The organism is gamma proteobacterium symbiont of Lampromicra miyakona (genome assembly GCF_059730895.1).
The window spans coordinates 2,330,934-2,347,959 of record NZ_AP035932.1 but is presented as its reverse complement, the minus strand read 5'-3'; the positions used below and the strand labels follow the sequence as shown (position 1 = coordinate 2,347,959).

The window sequence follows — 17,026 nt, the reverse complement described above, 5'->3', positions numbered from 1 at the left end:
TTCAGCCCGGTATGTTCCGCCGTTTCTCTGCCTGCTGGCATTTTCCCATGGCCAGCGCGCTGGCGCTGGCGGGATCGAACAGCGACAGGCTCTCAATCTGATCGACCATCAGGACCTTGCGGAACTCCAGCGCGCTTTTCGGCGTGGAAACAAAGCTGATGTCGTGCTGGTGATACCAGCGGCTATAGTTGTGCTCAACGGCCAGATTCAGCGTGCGCGAATCACGGTAGCCGCTGAGCATCGGAATCAGCACGATGTTGGCGGTGCTGGGATATTCAAAAGTAGCGGCGTGAATCATGCCGATGTAAATACGGCGCGATTTCAGCGTCACCCACGCCAGCTCACCTTCTTCCATGCAGTGCAGCAGCAGCTGCTCAATTCCGTTCGAGCGTGACAGGCGCTGATACAGCTCTTTACGGCTGCCGGCGGTCAGGCGCGCGCTGCCGGAATTGGAACGATAAACACAGAACAGCACGGCAAATGCCAGCATGATCACCACCGGTGCCTGAATGCCAAGAAAGCTCCAGGTCATGAAATCGACGTGCCAGCGTGCATGCAGGTCGGCAGAAAGCGCCAGGTTGTTATTGATGGCCGATGCCGCCAGCAGTATCAGCCACACCAGTCCGGTGGCGATAACGCCCTGGACAACGAAAATGCAGCCGTAAAGCGCGATAAGGAAATAGACGTCCCAGCCGAAGGATCGTTTTATTTTTAACCGGCTGGACATATCGCGGCTGGTATACCAGTAGCCACATACCATCAGCACCATAAATATCGCGGTTCCCATCAGATATCCTTTAAGCGCTTAACGTGGTTGGCAAAGTCCTGCTGTACCTGCGGACTCAGGGGATTAACCGAAGCGTTACCGTCTTCGTCAATAATAATCCGGTCACCTTCCTGAATAGATTCACGAATATCCTGGCGGCTCATCACCTGCAGTAATGACTCCGGGCTGGAAAAAAGAGAGGTAAAATAGCGCAGTATCACGTCAGGCTGTTCCTGTAAGGCAAAAGTAGATATTTGATCATATAACGTTTTCTGCCAGATTCAGGCTGTTTCAGAGTTATCTGTTAAACGTGAGGAAAGTCAGCGCAGGGTAAGACAATAATCCGGTGGGTAACGGCGCGCTCCCTGCGCCATGGCCGCCTCATCCTGTGCTGGCCGGCTAATCACGAGCCGCGATTGCTGCTCTGACCGCCTTTTTTACCGGCTTCGGACGCTTTTTCGCGGTCGTTTTTAAAGTTGCCGCCGCTGTGCTGTCCGCCTTTTTTACCGGCTTCTGATGCTTTCTGTTTATCTTCTGCGAAATTACCTGAACCGCCTCGATGCTGAGTCATAATATATCCTCTTCATGAGTAATAAATAACATGACGTTGTTGCGCTGTCATGTGCGTGTTGCGTATTTAATACTAATCGCTGGTGCTATTTCTGCAAGCGTGACGGCGCATAAAAAAGGCGTTTTTATTTTTTATCTTAGTTTGTTGAAATAACAATAGTTCTGCGCTGTCGCTGCGCTTATTTAAAACTTTTGCGGCGGTGAAGTAATAAAATGAAACACTCCAGTGCACCCAACCGGCCGGGCCAGACAGCTGACCCGGCGCCGTGAGCCACGCTAAATAACCATGCCTAAAATCTGCAGGATGCTCTGCTGCGAAGCAGTAATAAAAGGAATGTCTTTGATGTGCTGCATGCCAAAGGCTTCATAAAATTTGCGTGCGCGCACGTTCTCGCCCATCACTTCCAGCCACAGATAGCCTTCCTGCTTATCGCGCGCGGCGTGGATAATGCTTTCGAACATGCGCCGGCCATAGTTTTTACCGGTTTCCTGCGGATTGAGGTAGAGCTTATTCAGCTGGGCACCGCTCATGCCGGAGTCCGGTATCGGCGTATTCCAGGTCACTTTGGCAAAGCCGATGGGTTTGTTGGTTTCGGCAATCAGCCAGCTTTCGTTGGGGGCTACCAGGCTGCTGCGCAGTTCGGCCAGGCCGTACTCTTTGTCGATGAATTCATCCAGCTCGGCTTCGGAGACCCACATATGTTTGAAGTGGGCGCTGTAGGTCATGCGCCCCAGCTGATGCAGCAGTTCGGCATCATCAGGCTGCGCGTTGCGTATGGTGAATTCCATGCCAGTCTTCCTTCAGTTTTTATGTTTTATCCTGCGTTACGGCAGAGTGGGGGTGTCAGCGGGCATCCTGCCCGTACAGGTGACCCGTCATTATGCGCGAATCAAACCGGGTGTCATCCCTTTTGCGGTAAGGAAGTTGGCTGAATGTCTTGATTTTTTAACAGGAAAGGAGGCAGGCGCAGGATGTCCAGCGGGCTGAACATCCTGAATTGAGGCGGGAGGCGCGAATTAAAAGCCGTAGCTGGTGAGGCGATGGTAAAAATCCATGTGGTTTTTACACCCCAGCTTGCGTGAGATGGTGTTCTTGTAGTGGCTGATGGTCTTATTGCTGAGGTGCAGCGCATGCCCGATCTCAGTCATGCGGCGCGGACCCGCCAGCCAGCGCAGCAGCGTGAACTCGCGCTCGGTCAGCACATCGGCGTTGCCGTGCGGTACGGCGACGGCGGCAACGTTTTCCGGCGTCAGCACCGCACTGACCAGCGTCGCCAGCGGGCATTTTTTACTCAGGATCAGCGCTTTCTTCAGGTGGCGGGCCACGTAATTCAGCACGGCTTCATCGCTGATGTCGGTGAGAATCACCAGCTCAACGCCCGGTGTTTTGAGCTGCATCAGCAGCAGGCTACGCAGCGTCTCTTCCAGGTTTTTATTGGCAAAATGCAGTTCGCTGATCATCACGTTACGTCCACGTCCGGTGGGCAGCGGGTCATCCGGCGAGGTAAGCGTAAGGCAGCTTATCATCAGCCCGGAAAAGTAGAGGCGCAGCCCTTCCGTAATCCAGCGGTCGCTATCCATAGTGAAGATGTTCAGCATTGTTTCCTCCTGTGCACGCGGTTAACCCATTTGAACGGAAACCGCGCTGAGCCGATATCAGACGACCTGCGTCAGCTTGTAGGGAATGGCTGAAAAATGTCTGCTATGGCTGAGCTGCAGGGGGCGTAACAGGAAAGGCGGCCCCTGATGAATGAGGCAAAACCGGTGCGGTTGCGAACCGGCGAGATCGCCCGGGAGGATGTCAGCCGCCACTGTTGCTCTGCAATTTCATTTTCCTGTCATTTTTAGTCTTTAGGGTGTCAGCTCCTCTGTATGGACATGAATAATATGAAAAGAAAAACGCTTCCCCTGGTTCTCGGTTGTACCCTCTCGTTATCAACACTGGCGGCGCAGCCGCAAACCGAACACTATAGCGTCACTTTTCCTGAGGGGACGCGCGTAAGCTACAGCGGTGCGTTCGCCAGCGCGTTTCCGGAGGGTTTGCCGGTGGGCATCGGTTCCGGTTTGCTGTTTACCGGCAGGCAGGGAGATACGCTCAACTTTGTGACCATCACCGATCGCGGACCGAATGCCGACTCGCCTGACATGGGTAAACAGGAGTCGAAAATTTTCGTCACGCCGGACTTCGCGCCGCTGCTGATGAATATCCAGGTGAAGAACGGCAAAGCGCAGGCGACGGACGCCCGACCGCTGCACGACGCAAAGGGCAATATTAACGGCTTGCCGCTGCAAAATGGCGTCATCGGGTCAACCAATGAGATCGCGCTAAGCGATAAGTTGCACGTGCTGCAGGGCGATAACCGGGGTCTGGATACGGAAGGCATTACGCTGGACGGGAAGGGCGGATACTGGCTGTGCGATGAGTATGGTCCGTTCCTGATTAACGTTGATAAGCAGGGCAGGATCCTGGCGATTCACGGGCCGCAGGCCATGGAAGGGGAAAAATCGATCGCGGGTGGTCTGCCGAACGTTCTTAAATGGCGTCAGCCAAATCGTGGCTTTGAAGGGATCACGCGCATGCCGGATGGACGCATCATCGCCGCGGTGCAGAGCACGCTGGATATCAACGGTAAAAGTAAAAAGCAGGCACGCTTTACCCGCCTGGTGAGCTTCGATCCGGCCACCGGTAAAACCGCGATGTATGGTTACCCTATCGACAGCGAGGCGTACAGTAAAAACAGTGACGCGAAAATTGGCGATATCGTGGCGATCGATAATCAGCACATCCTGCTGATTGAGCAGGGCAGCGACAAAGACGACGCGGTGCGTAACCTTATCTATAAGGTGGATCTCAGTCAGGCTAGCGATCTGACCGCATTCGATAAGGCCGGTGACTACCCGGAGTTTGACGACGCAAAAACGCTGGCGCAGCGCGGCATCGTGCTGGCAACGAAAACGCGGGTGGTGGATCTGCGTCAACTCGGCTGGCAGCAGGAGAAGGCCGAAGGGCTGGCCCTGATCGACAGCAACACGCTGGCGGTCATCAATGACAATGACTTCGGCGTGAAAATGGTGCTGCAAAATCCGGTGGAAGGTAAGAAGCGCAAGGATTATCGGATCAACGACCAGGGCAGGCTGACGGTAGATGATAAGCCGGTTGCCACCACCATCAGCGTGAAGCCGCTGGATAAAGCCAGCTCGGACAGTGAGTTGTTTATCATAACGCTGGCGGAACCGCTGCAACCGTAGAGGCTGCCGTGCTGGCGCTGAACACCGGTGCCAGCACGAAAATGCTAATGGCTGAATGCCCCCCTTGCTTCATCGGGGGGGCATCGCGGACCCGGGTTTAATATGTAAAAGAATGAGTGAGCAATAATTCAACTGTACCAGGCTGGAGCAAGCCTGATTTTTCCCCACTCTTCAGGGTCATGACCGGGTATTAATGTCGCGTTAAATCGTTCGGTTAGCTGACGCAGTTTTCGGACGGACTTAGCGACATCCGTGGCTGACGTCATCAGTCCAGGGAGCGCCCTCTCATGGTAATGATCTAAGGTATAAGCCGCATCAATCGCCAGCATAAAATGTTTACCGCTGGGTAAGCTGATAAGAAAAGATTGATGCCCCGGGGAATGCCCTGGCGTGAAAACACACTTTATCGTGCCATCACCGTAAAGGTCATAGTTATCTTCAGGCAATCCGTTGAGAAAAAGCCAGTTGAGTTCAGGACGATCGTAATCGTGTCGGCAATAGGCGTCCGATGTAAACCAGTCAGGAGCTAAGGCATATTCAAACTCTCGCTTCTGAACCACATGAGTGGCATGGGGGAAGTGACCGATTGCGCCAGTGTGATCAGCGTGCAAATGGGACAGCACCACATAGCGGATCTTCTCTGGAGCGATGCCAAGCCTTTTAAGCTGTTCCAGACAGCCCTGTTCTTCTGACATCACCGGTTTAAACTGCTCTATACCCTTTCCCCAATAGGCAGCAGGGTTTTTCAATCCTGCTACAGCCAGACCACCGTCAATCAGGGTAAAACCCTCCGGATGGGTCAGCAGAAACCAGGGAACCGGAATTTCATAACGTTCGCCTGCGCCCTGATTCATCCGAATATGCTGATATTTACATTGCTGCGTTCCTGACTGGAACATGAAAAGTTTGATATCTGACATGGTTGTATTCCATTTAAAAATCAATTTTATAGATCAACATTTGCTGAATCCTTACCTGAACGATGAGTTTTCATCATCTCGTAGAAGAGCAGTAGATACCTGTATCGAATTACATTTATCGGCAAAACCAATATAATCGCTACATGGATCTCTTCTCTGCAATGCGCATATTCATCAGGGTGGTTGAGCGGGGCAGCATGTCGGCTGCAGCCCGCGATCTCGGCATTGGCCAGCCTGCCGTCAGTGAAAGAATTGAAAAACTGGAAGCACATCTTGGTACGCGTTTACTAAGGCGCAACACGCGGAATATGTCTCTGACACATAGCGGTAATGTGTTTTATGAGCGAAGTAAAACAGCGATTCAGGCGGCAGAGCACGCTCTTTCTGTGAATGAAGAAAATCAGGCTTTGCAAGGCAAAATCCGTATCGCGGCGCCTTATTCTGCCGGAGAAAGCTTGCTGATGCCTGCGTTGTTACAGCTTCAGATCAAACATCCGGAGCTGCAGATCGATGTCATTTTTAACGACCGTATCATCGATCCCGTCACTGAGGGGGTGGATATATCCCTGAGGCTGGGAGAGATCTCAGAAGGATTTTTTGTCGCACGTCCACTTGGTAGCGTGCACAGAGTGTTGCTGGCCTCTCCATCTTTGCTGGCTAAAATCGGTTATCCACGCTCTCCGGATGCGCTGGCTGATTATCCATTTGCTGCTGTTTCTGGTGTATTTGCCAGTAATCGCATTCCAATGCTCACCTCTGAAGCCCAACTCGTTAATGTTCCCGTCAACGTTAAATTTCAGTCCACGCACTGGAGAAGTGTACTCTCCTATTTATTAGCAGGACATGCCATTGGTGTTTTGCAATTTCCGGTATGCAGAAATGAAATTGCACAGGGTTCGCTCATCCCCATTTTAAGTCACTATCCGATCCCGCCTTTTAACGCCTGGTTGCTCCATCCACCGGCTGGCATGATGTCATATGAAACGCGAATTTGTGCAGGTCTGCTGGAGCGTTATCTAAAAACTTCTCTGTCTGAAATGATGGAATATGAATAACGTCTGCGCCTGGCACAAAGCAGATATGCTGGCAGGATAAGGTTCCGCTTTGAGCGGGAAGCAGTCATAACAACCTCACGCGTTGCACGGGTGAGTAAACCCACCCGGTCAGTGGCGGTAATGATCAAAGACCATCATCAAGGTATGACCCTGCCAGATATCTCAAGGTTTGGCGCAGGACCGATTCCGCCGGCGCGTTACTTCAGGTCCAGAGCGGCCATCACTGCTGCTACTTCTGCCACCTCTGCAGTCGATAAGGGTAACAGGGGGCGAGGCAGACAGTCGGCATCGGTCAGCCCCAGTATGCCTGCTGCCGCTGCGATCACGCGGAGACTTCCGCCATGCTTACGGAACAGATCCCACAAAGGTTTAAGGCGGTGAGTTAGGGCAGTAACGCGTTCAGCGTCGTTAATGGCTGCGGCCTGCGTAATTTGTTTGGCGGTTTCCGGGAAGATACCGCCGCAAACGGAATACCAGACTTCGCAACCGGCATTCAGCCCCAGCCCGGCACTGGCGTCACCACTAATACCCAGGGTCACGCCAGGACGAAGATGTTGTCGTAATGCAGCAACGCGTTCAGCTGCAGCGATGGGGGTATCCGGTACTCCCGGAATTTTAATTGAGCGAATCCCTTTCAGTGACGACAGCTGCCCGAGCAGTTCGTCGGTAAAGCGGAAATGCGTGGTTCCGGGGTTGTCATAAACACAAACCGGTACTGAAGCATGGCGGGTAACCGTCTCAAAGAGGGCATACACTTCTTCATCACGCAGCGGCTGGTAACTCATCGCCGGCAGCAGCAGCGCATCAGCGCCTGCGGACTGCGCATCTTCAGCCAGATGCAGTACGGCATCGGTACTGATAGCACCCACGCAAACCATCACGGGAATCTCCCCGGCAACCTGACGGGCCAGCGTTGCGCTGCGTTTGCGCTGTTCTCTGCTCAGGTAAGCATAGCTGCCGGTTGAACCCAGAACACCCAAAGAATCGACACGGGCTGCCGTCAGGCGAGCCAGGATCTTCGTGAAACCCTGTTCATCGACACCACGCGCGGTGACAGGCGTTAACGGGAAAGCAGACAAGCCGGTGAACATGCAGAGTCTCCAGAACTGAGTTAAAGGTGTTACTCGCCGATGAGGGTGACGTTACACTGCCGTCCGGGCATCATTTCTTCAAGGCCGTCGGTCAGCATCTTTCCAGCTTCATGCAGCTGATCGAGCGGTATCTGCGGCAGACTTTCCAGAATAAACCACATGTGTTGCGCTTCAACGCTTAAGCGAGTCCTGATTCCCTGCCGCCAGTTCCAGCGACGGCAGGTTACGCCGGCATCATCACACCAGACGACTTCGCCAGGCGCAGGATATTCCACCGCCATAACCCCTTCTTTCATGGTATCAAAAGGTTCCGTGCCTGTTGCCACCGTCAGGCGAGGTGCGCCCTTGTACGCGGCAATATTTTCTCCCCCTACGGGCACGGCATAACGCAGACTGACAGCGTTATAAAGATCAACGACCGGATCGAGTGCGGGCAGGGTGCCATCGCGAAGCACGCGTTTGCGTAGCGCCTCAGCAGAACAGGGCGTGCGTTTGGGTTTGGCACCAAATTTCTGAAACACATCGGCCCATGCGGCCAGATGGGATTCAGCCCAGTTGGGGGAATCTGACAGCACCGCCTCACAGGCCGCCTTCAGTGCCGTTACCCCGACGTGCGGATTCACGACAGGCGCTGCCTGCACGCTGATACTGAGCGCCCGAAAGCCAGGGGCAATTTGGTAGATTTCAGGGGAAATTGACGGGGAAACGATTAACACGCGATAATCCTGTAATGACCATTTTATTCCATAATAGCGACCAATGACCAAAAAAGTCAATTTAGTGACCTTTTCCGGTGCAGATGTCAACACGGTTAACGAAGCCGTATCCCTGCGGATTAAGCAGTTTCGTAAACAAAGAAAAATTTCTCTCGATGAGTTATCCCGCAAAGCCAGTGTCAGTAAGGGGATGCTGGTTGAGATAGAAGGGTGCAAGGCTAATCCCAGCATTGCGCTGCTATGCCGGCTTGCTGCTGCCATGGGCGTGTCCGTGGCGGATTTTGTTGATGTCAGCGCCAGGCCTGATGTGCACATCATCGCTGATACGGACATCCCCGAACTCTGGACAGGTGACAAAGGGGGAAGCGCCAGGCTGCTGGCCGGCTCAGGTGGACCCGATATGCTTGAGCTGTGGCTGTGGGAAATGCGGCCAGGCGAAAAGTTTGAATCACCCGGGCATAGCTCAGGCACGCTGGAGCTACTGCACGTAAAATCCGGAACCCTCACGCTTGGCGTGAAAGAGAGCGTATTTCAGGTAACGGCGGGATCCTCCGTTACAGCCAAAACCGATGTTCCACATTTCTACGCAAACCAGGGAGAAAACACGCTGAACTTTATCATGACGGTAAATGAAAAAGCGTCATAAACGTTTTTCAATGGACGGCCAAAGAAGCCCTGATTTGTGCGCAAATAATCATCCTTGGTTTTCGCTATTCATGTCCGTTTCTGCCACCAGGCGGACTGTGTATTCGCCATGAGCGAGGAGCGGATATTAGCGACAAAGAGCCGGGGAATATCACATAGCGGCCAGGTCGATATCGCACATGGCTTGATCTAATAGCCGCTGGCGCCTTATTAAGGTGTATAAAATATCCGGATCGCTACCAGAATGGATCGATGAGGATATCTGACTACACCGTTGGAATAGTGCCGCCATCGATGACAAATTCAGTACCGGTGATCGCGGCAGCATAAGATGATGCGAGGAAGACAATGAGATTTGCTACCTCAATGGGTTGAGAAGGGCGTCCCAGCGGAATACCGCCAAGTGCCTTCATGATGATCTGCTTACCGCCTTCGTAATCTGTTCCTGCCTGCTGCGCCAGCCGTTCCGCCATGGCCACGGAAGCTTCGGTTTCGATCCAGCCGGGTGCCACGCGAACCACCCGAACCCCCTGCGACGCAACCTCTTTCGACAGGCTTTTACTGTAGGCTGACAGCGCCGCTTTCGCTGCTGCATAACCCGTGGTTGATTCTGGTAAGGGCAGTTCTCGCTGGATAGAAGTGACATGGATGATCACTCCGCCCCCCTGCTGCAGCATGGCAGGCAACAGCGCACGATCTAAACGTACCGCGGGCAACAGATTAAGATTGAGCTCCTGTTGCCACTCCTCTTCACCCAATGCTGCAAAGCCACCACCGGGTGCAGTAGAACCGCCAGCCACATGAACAATGATGTCGACGCCTCCCAGATGTGTCTGAACGGCTTCCGCGACTGAGTTACACCCTTTAACCGTGGTCAGGTCTGCCGTTACGAAAGCGTCTGCTCTACATTCTGCGGATGCGTGGCGTGCGGTTGTTAATACTGTTGCACCCAGCTGTTTGAATAGCCCAACTACCGCTTTACCCACACCTTTGGTACCCGCAGTGACCAATATGCGTTTACCGTGGAAATCGAGATCACATGGCATTGGAGAATCTCCGGTCTGTTGATGTGGCAGTACAATAATCAGTAATGCTGGCAATATCGCCACCCTTGCTGAGCGCGAAGTCGTCATAAATAGCGAGCAGTAATGTAAATGGCATAGACCTGTACTCCCTTTGTTTACAGTACGGTCATATTCCACATAGACTGTTAAATTGACAAGTACGCACAAAAAAGTGAGTTACTGAATGATGAGTAAGTTATACAGTCCGGAATCAGCCGCAAGCGGAGTGGAGCAGGTTATTCAACTGCTGGAAGGGCGCTGGAAATTAATCATCCTTTTTCATCTGTTCGACGGCAAAGTACAGCGCTATTCAGATTTTGAAAAATTAATTCCCGGTATTTCGCAGAAGATGCTGGCGCAACAACTGAGACAGCTGGAAGCCGACGGTATAGTGTCGCGGATGGTGTATCCTCAGGTGCCACCGAAAGTGGAATATCGACTCACTGAATGGGGACAGGCACTTTGTCCTGCTCTTGATGCCATGCTGAAATGGGCGGAAAGGCGCCCGACTTAACCAGCCTCCCGCCGGATGCCATCAATTTCCGCTGTGCTCTAAAATTAATGCTGCGAATCCGGTAACGCTCTACCTTAAAGTGCAGCGAGTATCGCGGCTTCCATTTTCTCCGGGGGCGTGATCGGTGCAAAGCGTTTCAGCGGTTTGCCGTCGCGTCCGATGAGAAACTTGGTGAAATTCCATTTAATCCGTCCGCCCAGCACGCCGGGTAGTTCCGCTTTCAGATAGCGAAATATCGGGTGCGCTGCGCTGCCGTTAACCTCGACTTTGCCGAACATCGGGAAGCTTACCCCGTAATTAACATGACAGGTTTGTGAGATGTCATCAGCGTTTCCCGGTTCCTGCTTACCGAATTGATTGCAGGGATAGCCAAGCACCACCAGACCCTGTGCGGCATATTTCTGATAGAGCGCTTCAAGGCCGGCGTACTGGGGCGTAAAGCCGCAATGACTGGCGGTATTCACCACCAGAACCACCTTGCCAGCGTAGTCGGCCATAGAGATAGGTTGACCGGTCAGGCTGGTGGCCGAAAACTGATAAAAAGAAGGGGGCATGTCAGTGTCCTCAAAACAGCACAGGTTCGATGTTGATGTTGCCACGCGGGCCCAATAGCGGGCTTCATAGCCTGGCGCGCACAGCATAACTTTCTGCGCGCCGTTGTCACAATAACACTGACATCTAACCTTGCAGACAGAGCCTGGTCGCTGGCACAAAACTCTGTCTGCCATTCTCACTCAGACGCCTCTGCCATCAGTGCCGCCTGCACAGCAGGGCGCGCATTGATCCGTGCCATATACGCCAGTAGCGCAGGCCAGCGATTCAGCGTCAGTTTGGTCTGGTGTGTTCGCCATCCGGTCAGTCTTCTGTTGCTGCGCAGTCACTGCTGACGACGCTGCGTAAAGAAAGATAAGCGGCGGTCCGGAGGTCACTTCATCGGCTGGCTAACCGTCAGTTTCATAATGAAGGGCCTCGCCGCAAGCTGTCAGCCGCATGAAAACCGGGAGGTTAATAAAAATCCGTGGCATCCGTGTGTTATGCCATCAGGGCGCAATGACCGCCGACATCTGCTTCAACACTTCGTCACGTGCTCTCAGGCCAGCATTCGGCGTTAACACCTGTTCATCCTGAATCAGTTTGGCAAAAACAATTTTTTTCCTGCCTTTGGTCGCCCAGCCGACATACCAGCCATAGGCATGGTGCGGATCGTATTGATTATTTTTCCCCGGTGAGCCGGTTCCTGTTTTGCTGTGCACCGTCCAGCCCTTAACGCTGACGTCGTAGCGGGTAATATTATCTGTCATGTCATAGGCATGCTTGTTTACGTGCAGCTCACGGTTAACAACTTTCCTTAAAAAGCCAATCTGCTGAACCGGTGAGATCTGCAGGGATGACATAACCCACACCCTATTCTGACCGGGGGCGCTGACGTCAACGGCGGAAACATCTTCGTTTCCGTAAGCAAACGCCTTTACATAGTCTTCAAAGCGATGTTGCCCGATTTTTTTAACAACCTGCTGCGAATACCAGAAGACCGAATATTTTAGCCACGCCGTAGGATCGATTTTATTCATCCAGTTTTTACCGCCCCAGTCCGGGTATCCTTGTTGGTAATCCCAGGCGGGTTCCTTTTCATTTTTCAGCACGCCGGCATCAAATCCCATCAGGCTGATGGCTATTTTAAAGGTGGATGCGGGTGTGACTTCTCCACTGCAGTCGTTGCCACTCTCCAGCAGGACTTTGCCTGATTCAGCGTCAACAATCAGGGTGCACAGGTTTTTGGCGAATGCCTGCTGTGAAAATAATATCGCAGCAACAGAGGCCATAACGGCCAGACGGGTTTTCATTGATAATTGAATCCAAAGTTAAATGCTAACGTAATTCAGAACCTGAGAAAGGGCACTGAACGCGGTCAGGCTGTGCATCAAGAGACTGGTCACGCCACATCCCTTTATCATCTGCAAATTATCGCGTCCGGTGTGCTTATTAATAACCCTGAGCAGGGGTAAATAAAAACGATTAAATCTGCGCCTGTTTTTTAGGAAAACTAAACGATGTGAAACCGCATTTCCGGATGACAAACGGCGCGAAAACGACGCTATTGCGATCTGCACACCTGCGGCATTTTTCGTCTCGACGGCGATATAAGCGGTAATTAATGGATTGTAGTCCTGCGCCTACATAACCGGTAAGCACATCCGATGGTCAGGAATATTAATACGTGACAAGCTTATCCGCAGTTCACAGCAATCCTCTGCCAGGCATAATGAGAATAAATTTTCAGGAGTGGTTATGCAGCCGGTTAAACGTTGGCAACGCGATGTCTGCAATTTAAATACCCGGGCGTTAACCTGGGTGGCGGCGGGCGCATTTTGCGCGGGCTGCTGGTTATTGATCAGCGTGCTGGTGCTAACCCTGTAACGCGTAGCCAGTGCGAAGAGAATTAGCGCCAGCCGGAAGGGAATCCGCACCAGGGCGTCAGGGATGAAATTTTTGTAGTGGTTGGGGGCGCGTTGCCCCCTTTTTTTTGCCTGCAGACAGGGGTAATGCAATGCGCAGCCCGTGCGATTACGGCCCGAGACGCAGCGTTTCGGCGCGTTTTGCTGTCTCGTAAACGTATTGCAGCATCGGTTCTAAATCGGCATCCGGTCCGGCGCTGATAATTTTTCCGCGCAGCCATTCAATTTCACTGGTGATATCAGGATGAAAGATGGTGTTGTTTTGCGCGTTGCGTAACCACTTCAGCAAAAAGTTATTTTTCCCGCGTACGCCGCCGGACTTCTTGCTGTTCACATAGAGTTTTAACGCAACCAGAATGCAGTAATAGAAATGGACGCGCTGACTATAATTCTGCAACATCTCTTGGCTCTTCATCTGCCGTTTTTCACGCCCGCCAGTGTGCATTGATGTGAAAAGCAGGTCAAACACAATTGGCCGCGCGCCTGTCACAATTGCGAGCGCAACCAACATTTTAAGAATTTCTTTAGCAGCAGATAAATTGTGCCCGTCAGCAGCTGGATGCTTTACCGGGCAGAATAGCCTGTGATTATTTGTTAATAATCACAAAAAAGCACAGCCGTATCTGATAATTAGATAGATCCGATTCTCTAAATGAATTTCCCCTCCGCATCGCCATCTGCAACTCTGTTCTCCGCGCTGGCCACCCTTGCGTTTTACCGGCCGGTGAAATTTTTATTTGCATCAACATGGCTGTCATAAACAGGAGGTGAATTATGACAAAACCTGCTCTGGCGTTCGCTGCGGCCTTACTGGCGCTCAATGCCACCGCATCCATTGCGGCTCAGCCGCATCACGTTTATACCAATAAAGATTTCTATAAAAATGGCGTCTTCCAGAAAGAGGTGGCGAAAGATGCAATAGCGCAACTGCTCGCCTCTTATGGTCATACGCTGACGCCGGCCATGCGCCAGCAGCTGTGGGTCAATGATTTCGGGCTGGGCGATTATCAGCATGTTGGCCTGGCCAGCATCACCTGGGTCAATAATCTGGATTACGGTTATTACGCCATGACCATGTATCTGCTGCCGAATCAGATGATTCCGGAGCATCGACACATGCCGATTAGCGCGCCGCCGGCACGTCCGGCAAAACATGAATCGTGGCGCGTCCTCGATGGCTGGGTATATAACTTCTCAGAAATTGGCGCCGCATCAGCGGATATTCCGCCGACGCCAAAAAGTTTTGGTCCGGTGCAAAGCCACAATGTCGTCATTCAGCATCAGGGCGAAACGCTGTCGCTGAAAAAACTGGAAAGCTATCATTTCCTGATGGCCAACAGTAAAGGGGCGATTGTGGATGAATATGGCAACTGGCAGGATCGCCGCGGCTGGTTCAGCTCCAATCCTAAAGTCGCCCCTACGCCGTAAACCGTGACCTGCGAGAGATAGTCGATGTGATTTCCCTGTAGCCACCGGAGGCGTTCGCGCCTCCTTTTTAATTAATGGTCTTTACCGGGATGCCGCTCAGCCGCGGCGATTTACCCGGTGCAGACGAATACCACGCTGTTTCATCTCCTCAATGGCAGCACAGGGGCAATCGTCATCAGTGATCACGCCGTCCAGCTGCTGCAGCTTACACACGGAATACACGCTGTAACGACCATATTTGCTGCTGTCAGCCACCAGATAACGCTGCGCTGAGGCGGCCAGCACTGCCTGATTCACCAGCAAGGTGTCTTCGTCGGGTGTCGAGAGGCCGTGCGTGACATCCCACGCGCTGGTGCTGAGGAAAGCCAGATCAATATTGAACGAGGCAAGGGCGGTCGCCGCCATGGCACCCACGCTGGCAATATGCCGTTTATCGACTTTGCCACCCGTATGAAATAGCGTGATGTGGCTGTGACGCATCAGCCAGGCGGCAATCGTAAAGTCATTAGTCAGCACGGTGAGACTTGTCTGATCGCCTAACGCACGCGCAATTTCATAGCTGGTGGTACCGGCATCGAGGTAGACAACCTGGCCATCCTGTACCAGCGATGCGGCATAACGACCAAGGCTTTGTTTGGCGTGCACGTTCAGCTGTGCCTTATCCACATACGGTAATGCCTGATGGACCACGGCAGGCAACCTGGCACCGCCGTGTATGCCGACCACCAGGCCGGCGTCCTGCAGGAATTTAATATCGCGGCGGATGGTCATCGCCGACACCGCCATCAGCGTGGCCAGTTCGTGAATGGTGGCCGATCGTTTCGCAAACAGGTAGCGATAAATAGCGTCTTTTCGGTCTTCGGGCAGCATCATGAGCTCAGGGTTAAAAGTGACGTTTTGCCTGCCATGCCACGCACGCATAGCGTCCTGTACGGCAGCTTCGCTATGATAGCTCATCTGAAGTTGAATCAGATTCAACGAGGCAATGAGTCAGGAGACACGAAAATGCCCGCCCTGCAACGTAATGAACTGGCCGATCTGAATGTTTTTCTGCTGATTTGCCGGCGCAAAAGCTTCCGCCTCGCCGCACTGGAACTGGGGGTCACCACGTCGGCCATCAGCCACACGTTGCGCAGTCTTGAAGCGCGTCTTGGCGTGCGCCTGCTCAACCGCACCAGCCGGGCGGTGGTGCCGACGGACGCCGGTGCCGCTTTTTTGCGCCACCTGGAAACCGGCTTTGCGCAAATTGAGCTGGCGCTGAACGATCTGCACCTGTACCGCGAATCACCCAGCGGCCGCCTGCGGCTGAACATCCCGCGTGATGCCGGGCAGCTGCTGTTTCGGCCGATCCTGGCGCGCTTTATGGCGACCTATCCGGAGCTCAGTCTGGAAATTACGGTGGATAACAATCTGGTGGATATCATCGGCAGCGGCTATGACGCTGGGATCCGCTACGGCGCCAGCGTACCGAAAGATATGATCGCCATGCCGCTGACGCCCAAACTGCGCTGGATCGTGGTGGCGTCACCCGATTACCTGCGCGACGCGCCGCCGCTGCAGCATCCGGACGGTCTGCGCAACCATCGCTGTATTCGCATGCGCCTTGGCAATGGCACGCTGTATAAGTGGCCGCTGGCGCAGGGCAAGGTGGCGTATGAGGTCGATGTGCCGGGCACGCTGACGCTCAATGAGAGCGACATGATTATTGATGCGGTCGCCGGCGGTTACGGTCTCGGCTACTGCCCGGAGCGCTACGTACAGGCGCAGCTGGCGAGCGGGCAGCTGGTGCGCGTGCTGACGGACTGGTGCAGCGAAGACGAACCGCTGGTGATGTATTACCCCGACCGTCGCCAGCTGCACCCGGGTTTACGCCGGCTGATTGAGATGATCCGCGCCGAAACGATGCGCTAACGCTGGATGCGTGCGGCGTAAATAATAAACGTCACCACGCCAAAAATTTCCAGCTCCTCCTCTTCACGCAGCCGGATGGGCTGATAGCGCGGATTCATCGGCATCAGCTGTACGCAGGGATGCGTCTGCAGCCGCTTGACGGTGAACTCGCCGTTGATGGCGGCGATCACGATGTCGTCGTGCCGGGCATTGAGTGAGCTGTCGACCACCAGCAGATCACCTTCGCGGATATTGGCATCGCGCATCGAGTCGCCTTCGACGCGCACAAAATAGGTGGCGCTCGGGCGGGTCACCAGCAGCTCATTGAGATCAATCTGGCGCTCAATGTAGTCCTGAGCGGGTGAGGGGAAACCGCCGTGCACCGCGTCAAGGAATAGCGGGCGGGAGCGCGAAGGCGGTGAAAGCTGTGGCAAAAAGAAACGCGTCATAGCGAATATTCCATAGATACTGTTTTTATATACAGTATCAGGCGATTTTTGCTATGATCAAGTCTGCCTGCGGTAAAAAAAGCGAAGCGTATGAAAAACAGCAGAATTCAGTTTTTTGCCGGGCAAACCGCTGAAAAGGGCACTCTTCGCTAAGCACTCTGTGCGCCCGTCTGGCGAAACTTCAATTGTTGTCTACACTTAATGTTGCCGATG

At 53.3% G+C, this 17,026-nt stretch carries 21 protein-coding genes and 1 pseudogene; 7 read left to right on the top strand and 15 right to left on the bottom strand.

The window, feature by feature from the left end; genetic code table 11:
- Position 1: 1 nt before the first annotated feature.
- From AC6I8P_RS10900 to AC6I8P_RS10880, 5 genes are all read right to left on the bottom strand, one after another.
- Complete coding sequence (locus AC6I8P_RS10900) at positions 2 to 787, bottom strand: hypothetical protein (protein WP_275025213.1); 786 nt, start codon at positions 785 to 787, stop codon at positions 2 to 4.
- The gene (locus tag AC6I8P_RS10895) at positions 787 to 984 is read right to left on the bottom strand and encodes a hypothetical protein (protein WP_275029088.1); all 198 of its coding nucleotides are present in this window, start codon (positions 982 to 984) and stop codon (positions 787 to 789) included. Before AC6I8P_RS10895 ends, AC6I8P_RS10900 begins: the two co-directional genes overlap by 1 nt.
- A 185-nt stretch (positions 985 to 1,169) precedes the next feature.
- Positions 1,170 to 1,337: a con-10 family general stress protein gene (locus AC6I8P_RS10890; RefSeq protein ID WP_021506316.1), complete on the bottom strand. Its 168-nt coding sequence runs from the start codon at positions 1,335 to 1,337 to the stop codon at positions 1,170 to 1,172.
- 275 nt (positions 1,338 to 1,612) lie between these two features.
- On the bottom strand, positions 1,613 to 2,125 hold the full coding sequence (locus AC6I8P_RS10885; protein WP_498030614.1) for a GNAT family N-acetyltransferase: 513 nt from the start codon (positions 2,123 to 2,125) through the stop codon (positions 1,613 to 1,615).
- A gap of 228 nt (positions 2,126 to 2,353) precedes the next feature.
- A complete protein-coding gene (locus tag AC6I8P_RS10880; protein WP_498030613.1) occupies positions 2,354 to 2,935 on the bottom strand; it encodes a response regulator transcription factor in 582 nt (193 codons plus the stop codon).
- A 288-nt stretch (positions 2,936 to 3,223) separates the two neighbouring features.
- Here AC6I8P_RS10880 and AC6I8P_RS10875 point away from each other — a divergent pair, with 288 nt between their 5' ends.
- Positions 3,224 to 4,585: an esterase-like activity of phytase family protein gene (locus AC6I8P_RS10875; protein ID WP_498030612.1), complete on the top strand. Its 1,362-nt coding sequence runs from the start codon at positions 3,224 to 3,226 to the stop codon at positions 4,583 to 4,585.
- A 128-nt stretch (positions 4,586 to 4,713) separates the two neighbouring features.
- Here AC6I8P_RS10875 and attM read toward each other — a convergent pair whose 3' ends face one another.
- Positions 4,714 to 5,505: an AttM family quorum-quenching N-acyl homoserine lactonase gene (attM, locus tag AC6I8P_RS10870; protein WP_498030611.1), complete on the bottom strand. Its 792-nt coding sequence runs from the start codon at positions 5,503 to 5,505 to the stop codon at positions 4,714 to 4,716.
- 161 nt (positions 5,506 to 5,666) lie between these two features.
- On the opposite strand from attM, the gene AC6I8P_RS10865 reads away from it, so the two are divergent.
- A complete protein-coding gene (locus AC6I8P_RS10865) occupies positions 5,667 to 6,560 on the top strand; it encodes a LysR family transcriptional regulator (protein ID WP_141495618.1) in 894 nt (297 codons plus the stop codon).
- A gap of 197 nt (positions 6,561 to 6,757) precedes the next feature.
- On the opposite strand, the gene AC6I8P_RS10860 is transcribed toward AC6I8P_RS10865, so the two are convergent.
- Together AC6I8P_RS10860 and AC6I8P_RS10855 are read right to left on the bottom strand one after the other, a co-directional pair.
- On the bottom strand, positions 6,758 to 7,651 hold the full coding sequence (locus AC6I8P_RS10860) for a dihydrodipicolinate synthase family protein (protein WP_498030610.1): 894 nt from the start codon (positions 7,649 to 7,651) through the stop codon (positions 6,758 to 6,760).
- 29 nt (positions 7,652 to 7,680) lie between these two features.
- On the bottom strand, positions 7,681 to 8,367 hold the full coding sequence (locus tag AC6I8P_RS10855; RefSeq protein WP_498030609.1) for a B3/B4 domain-containing protein: 687 nt from the start codon (positions 8,365 to 8,367) through the stop codon (positions 7,681 to 7,683).
- A gap of 43 nt (positions 8,368 to 8,410) precedes the next feature.
- On the opposite strand from AC6I8P_RS10855, the gene AC6I8P_RS10850 reads away from it, so the two are divergent.
- On the top strand, positions 8,411 to 9,013 hold the full coding sequence (locus AC6I8P_RS10850) for a helix-turn-helix domain-containing protein (protein WP_498030608.1): 603 nt from the start codon (positions 8,411 to 8,413) through the stop codon (positions 9,011 to 9,013).
- A gap of 265 nt (positions 9,014 to 9,278) precedes the next feature.
- Here the strand turns inward: AC6I8P_RS10850 and AC6I8P_RS10845 are convergent, their stop codons facing one another.
- The gene (locus AC6I8P_RS10845; RefSeq protein ID WP_058757650.1) at positions 9,279 to 10,058 is read right to left on the bottom strand and encodes an SDR family oxidoreductase; all 780 of its coding nucleotides are present in this window, start codon (positions 10,056 to 10,058) and stop codon (positions 9,279 to 9,281) included.
- Positions 10,059 to 10,263: 205 nt separating this feature from the next.
- Here AC6I8P_RS10845 and AC6I8P_RS10840 point away from each other — a divergent pair, with 205 nt between their 5' ends.
- Positions 10,264 to 10,590 carry a winged helix-turn-helix transcriptional regulator gene (locus tag AC6I8P_RS10840; protein WP_058769857.1) on the top strand — a complete coding sequence of 109 codons (327 nt, stop codon included), beginning with the start codon at positions 10,264 to 10,266 and terminating at the stop codon, positions 10,588 to 10,590.
- Positions 10,591 to 10,664: 74 nt separating this feature from the next.
- Here AC6I8P_RS10840 and AC6I8P_RS10835 read toward each other — a convergent pair whose 3' ends face one another.
- The 3 genes and pseudogenes from AC6I8P_RS10835 to blaOXA form a co-directional block, all read right to left on the bottom strand.
- Entirely contained in the window at positions 10,665 to 11,144 is a 480-nt protein-coding gene (locus AC6I8P_RS10835; RefSeq protein WP_264443697.1) for a glutathione peroxidase, read from the bottom strand.
- Positions 11,145 to 11,320: 176 nt separating this feature from the next.
- A pseudogene (locus tag AC6I8P_RS10830) lies at positions 11,321 to 11,419 on the bottom strand (glutathione transferase GstA); the annotation flags it as partial.
- A 211-nt stretch (positions 11,420 to 11,630) separates the two neighbouring features.
- Entirely contained in the window at positions 11,631 to 12,434 is an 804-nt protein-coding gene (blaOXA, locus tag AC6I8P_RS10825) for a class D beta-lactamase (protein WP_498030607.1), read from the bottom strand.
- Positions 12,435 to 12,879: 445 nt separating this feature from the next.
- Between blaOXA and AC6I8P_RS10820 the strand changes: the two genes are divergently transcribed.
- On the top strand, positions 12,880 to 13,008 hold the full coding sequence (locus AC6I8P_RS10820; protein WP_256378112.1) for a hypothetical protein: 129 nt from the start codon (positions 12,880 to 12,882) through the stop codon (positions 13,006 to 13,008).
- 147 nt (positions 13,009 to 13,155) lie between these two features.
- Here AC6I8P_RS10820 and AC6I8P_RS10815 read toward each other — a convergent pair whose 3' ends face one another.
- Positions 13,156 to 13,446, bottom strand: a complete 291-nt coding sequence (locus AC6I8P_RS10815) for a hypothetical protein (protein WP_031279201.1) — start codon at positions 13,444 to 13,446, stop codon at positions 13,156 to 13,158.
- A 374-nt stretch (positions 13,447 to 13,820) separates the two neighbouring features.
- On the opposite strand from AC6I8P_RS10815, the gene AC6I8P_RS10810 reads away from it, so the two are divergent.
- On the top strand, positions 13,821 to 14,474 hold the full coding sequence (locus AC6I8P_RS10810; RefSeq protein ID WP_058776238.1) for a cupin domain-containing protein: 654 nt from the start codon (positions 13,821 to 13,823) through the stop codon (positions 14,472 to 14,474).
- A gap of 96 nt (positions 14,475 to 14,570) precedes the next feature.
- On the opposite strand, the gene AC6I8P_RS10805 is transcribed toward AC6I8P_RS10810, so the two are convergent.
- Complete coding sequence (locus AC6I8P_RS10805; RefSeq protein WP_498030606.1) at positions 14,571 to 15,347, bottom strand: DeoR/GlpR family DNA-binding transcription regulator; 777 nt, start codon at positions 15,345 to 15,347, stop codon at positions 14,571 to 14,573.
- Positions 15,348 to 15,479: 132 nt separating this feature from the next.
- Here AC6I8P_RS10805 and AC6I8P_RS10800 point away from each other — a divergent pair, with 132 nt between their 5' ends.
- The gene (locus AC6I8P_RS10800; RefSeq protein ID WP_498030605.1) at positions 15,480 to 16,385 is read left to right on the top strand and encodes a LysR family transcriptional regulator; all 906 of its coding nucleotides are present in this window, start codon (positions 15,480 to 15,482) and stop codon (positions 16,383 to 16,385) included.
- Here AC6I8P_RS10800 and umuD read toward each other — a convergent pair.
- A complete protein-coding gene (gene umuD / locus AC6I8P_RS10795; protein ID WP_058757656.1) occupies positions 16,382 to 16,813 on the bottom strand; it encodes a translesion error-prone DNA polymerase V autoproteolytic subunit in 432 nt (143 codons plus the stop codon). The genes AC6I8P_RS10800 and umuD overlap by 4 nt on opposite strands.
- Positions 16,814 to 17,026 lie beyond the last annotated feature (213 nt).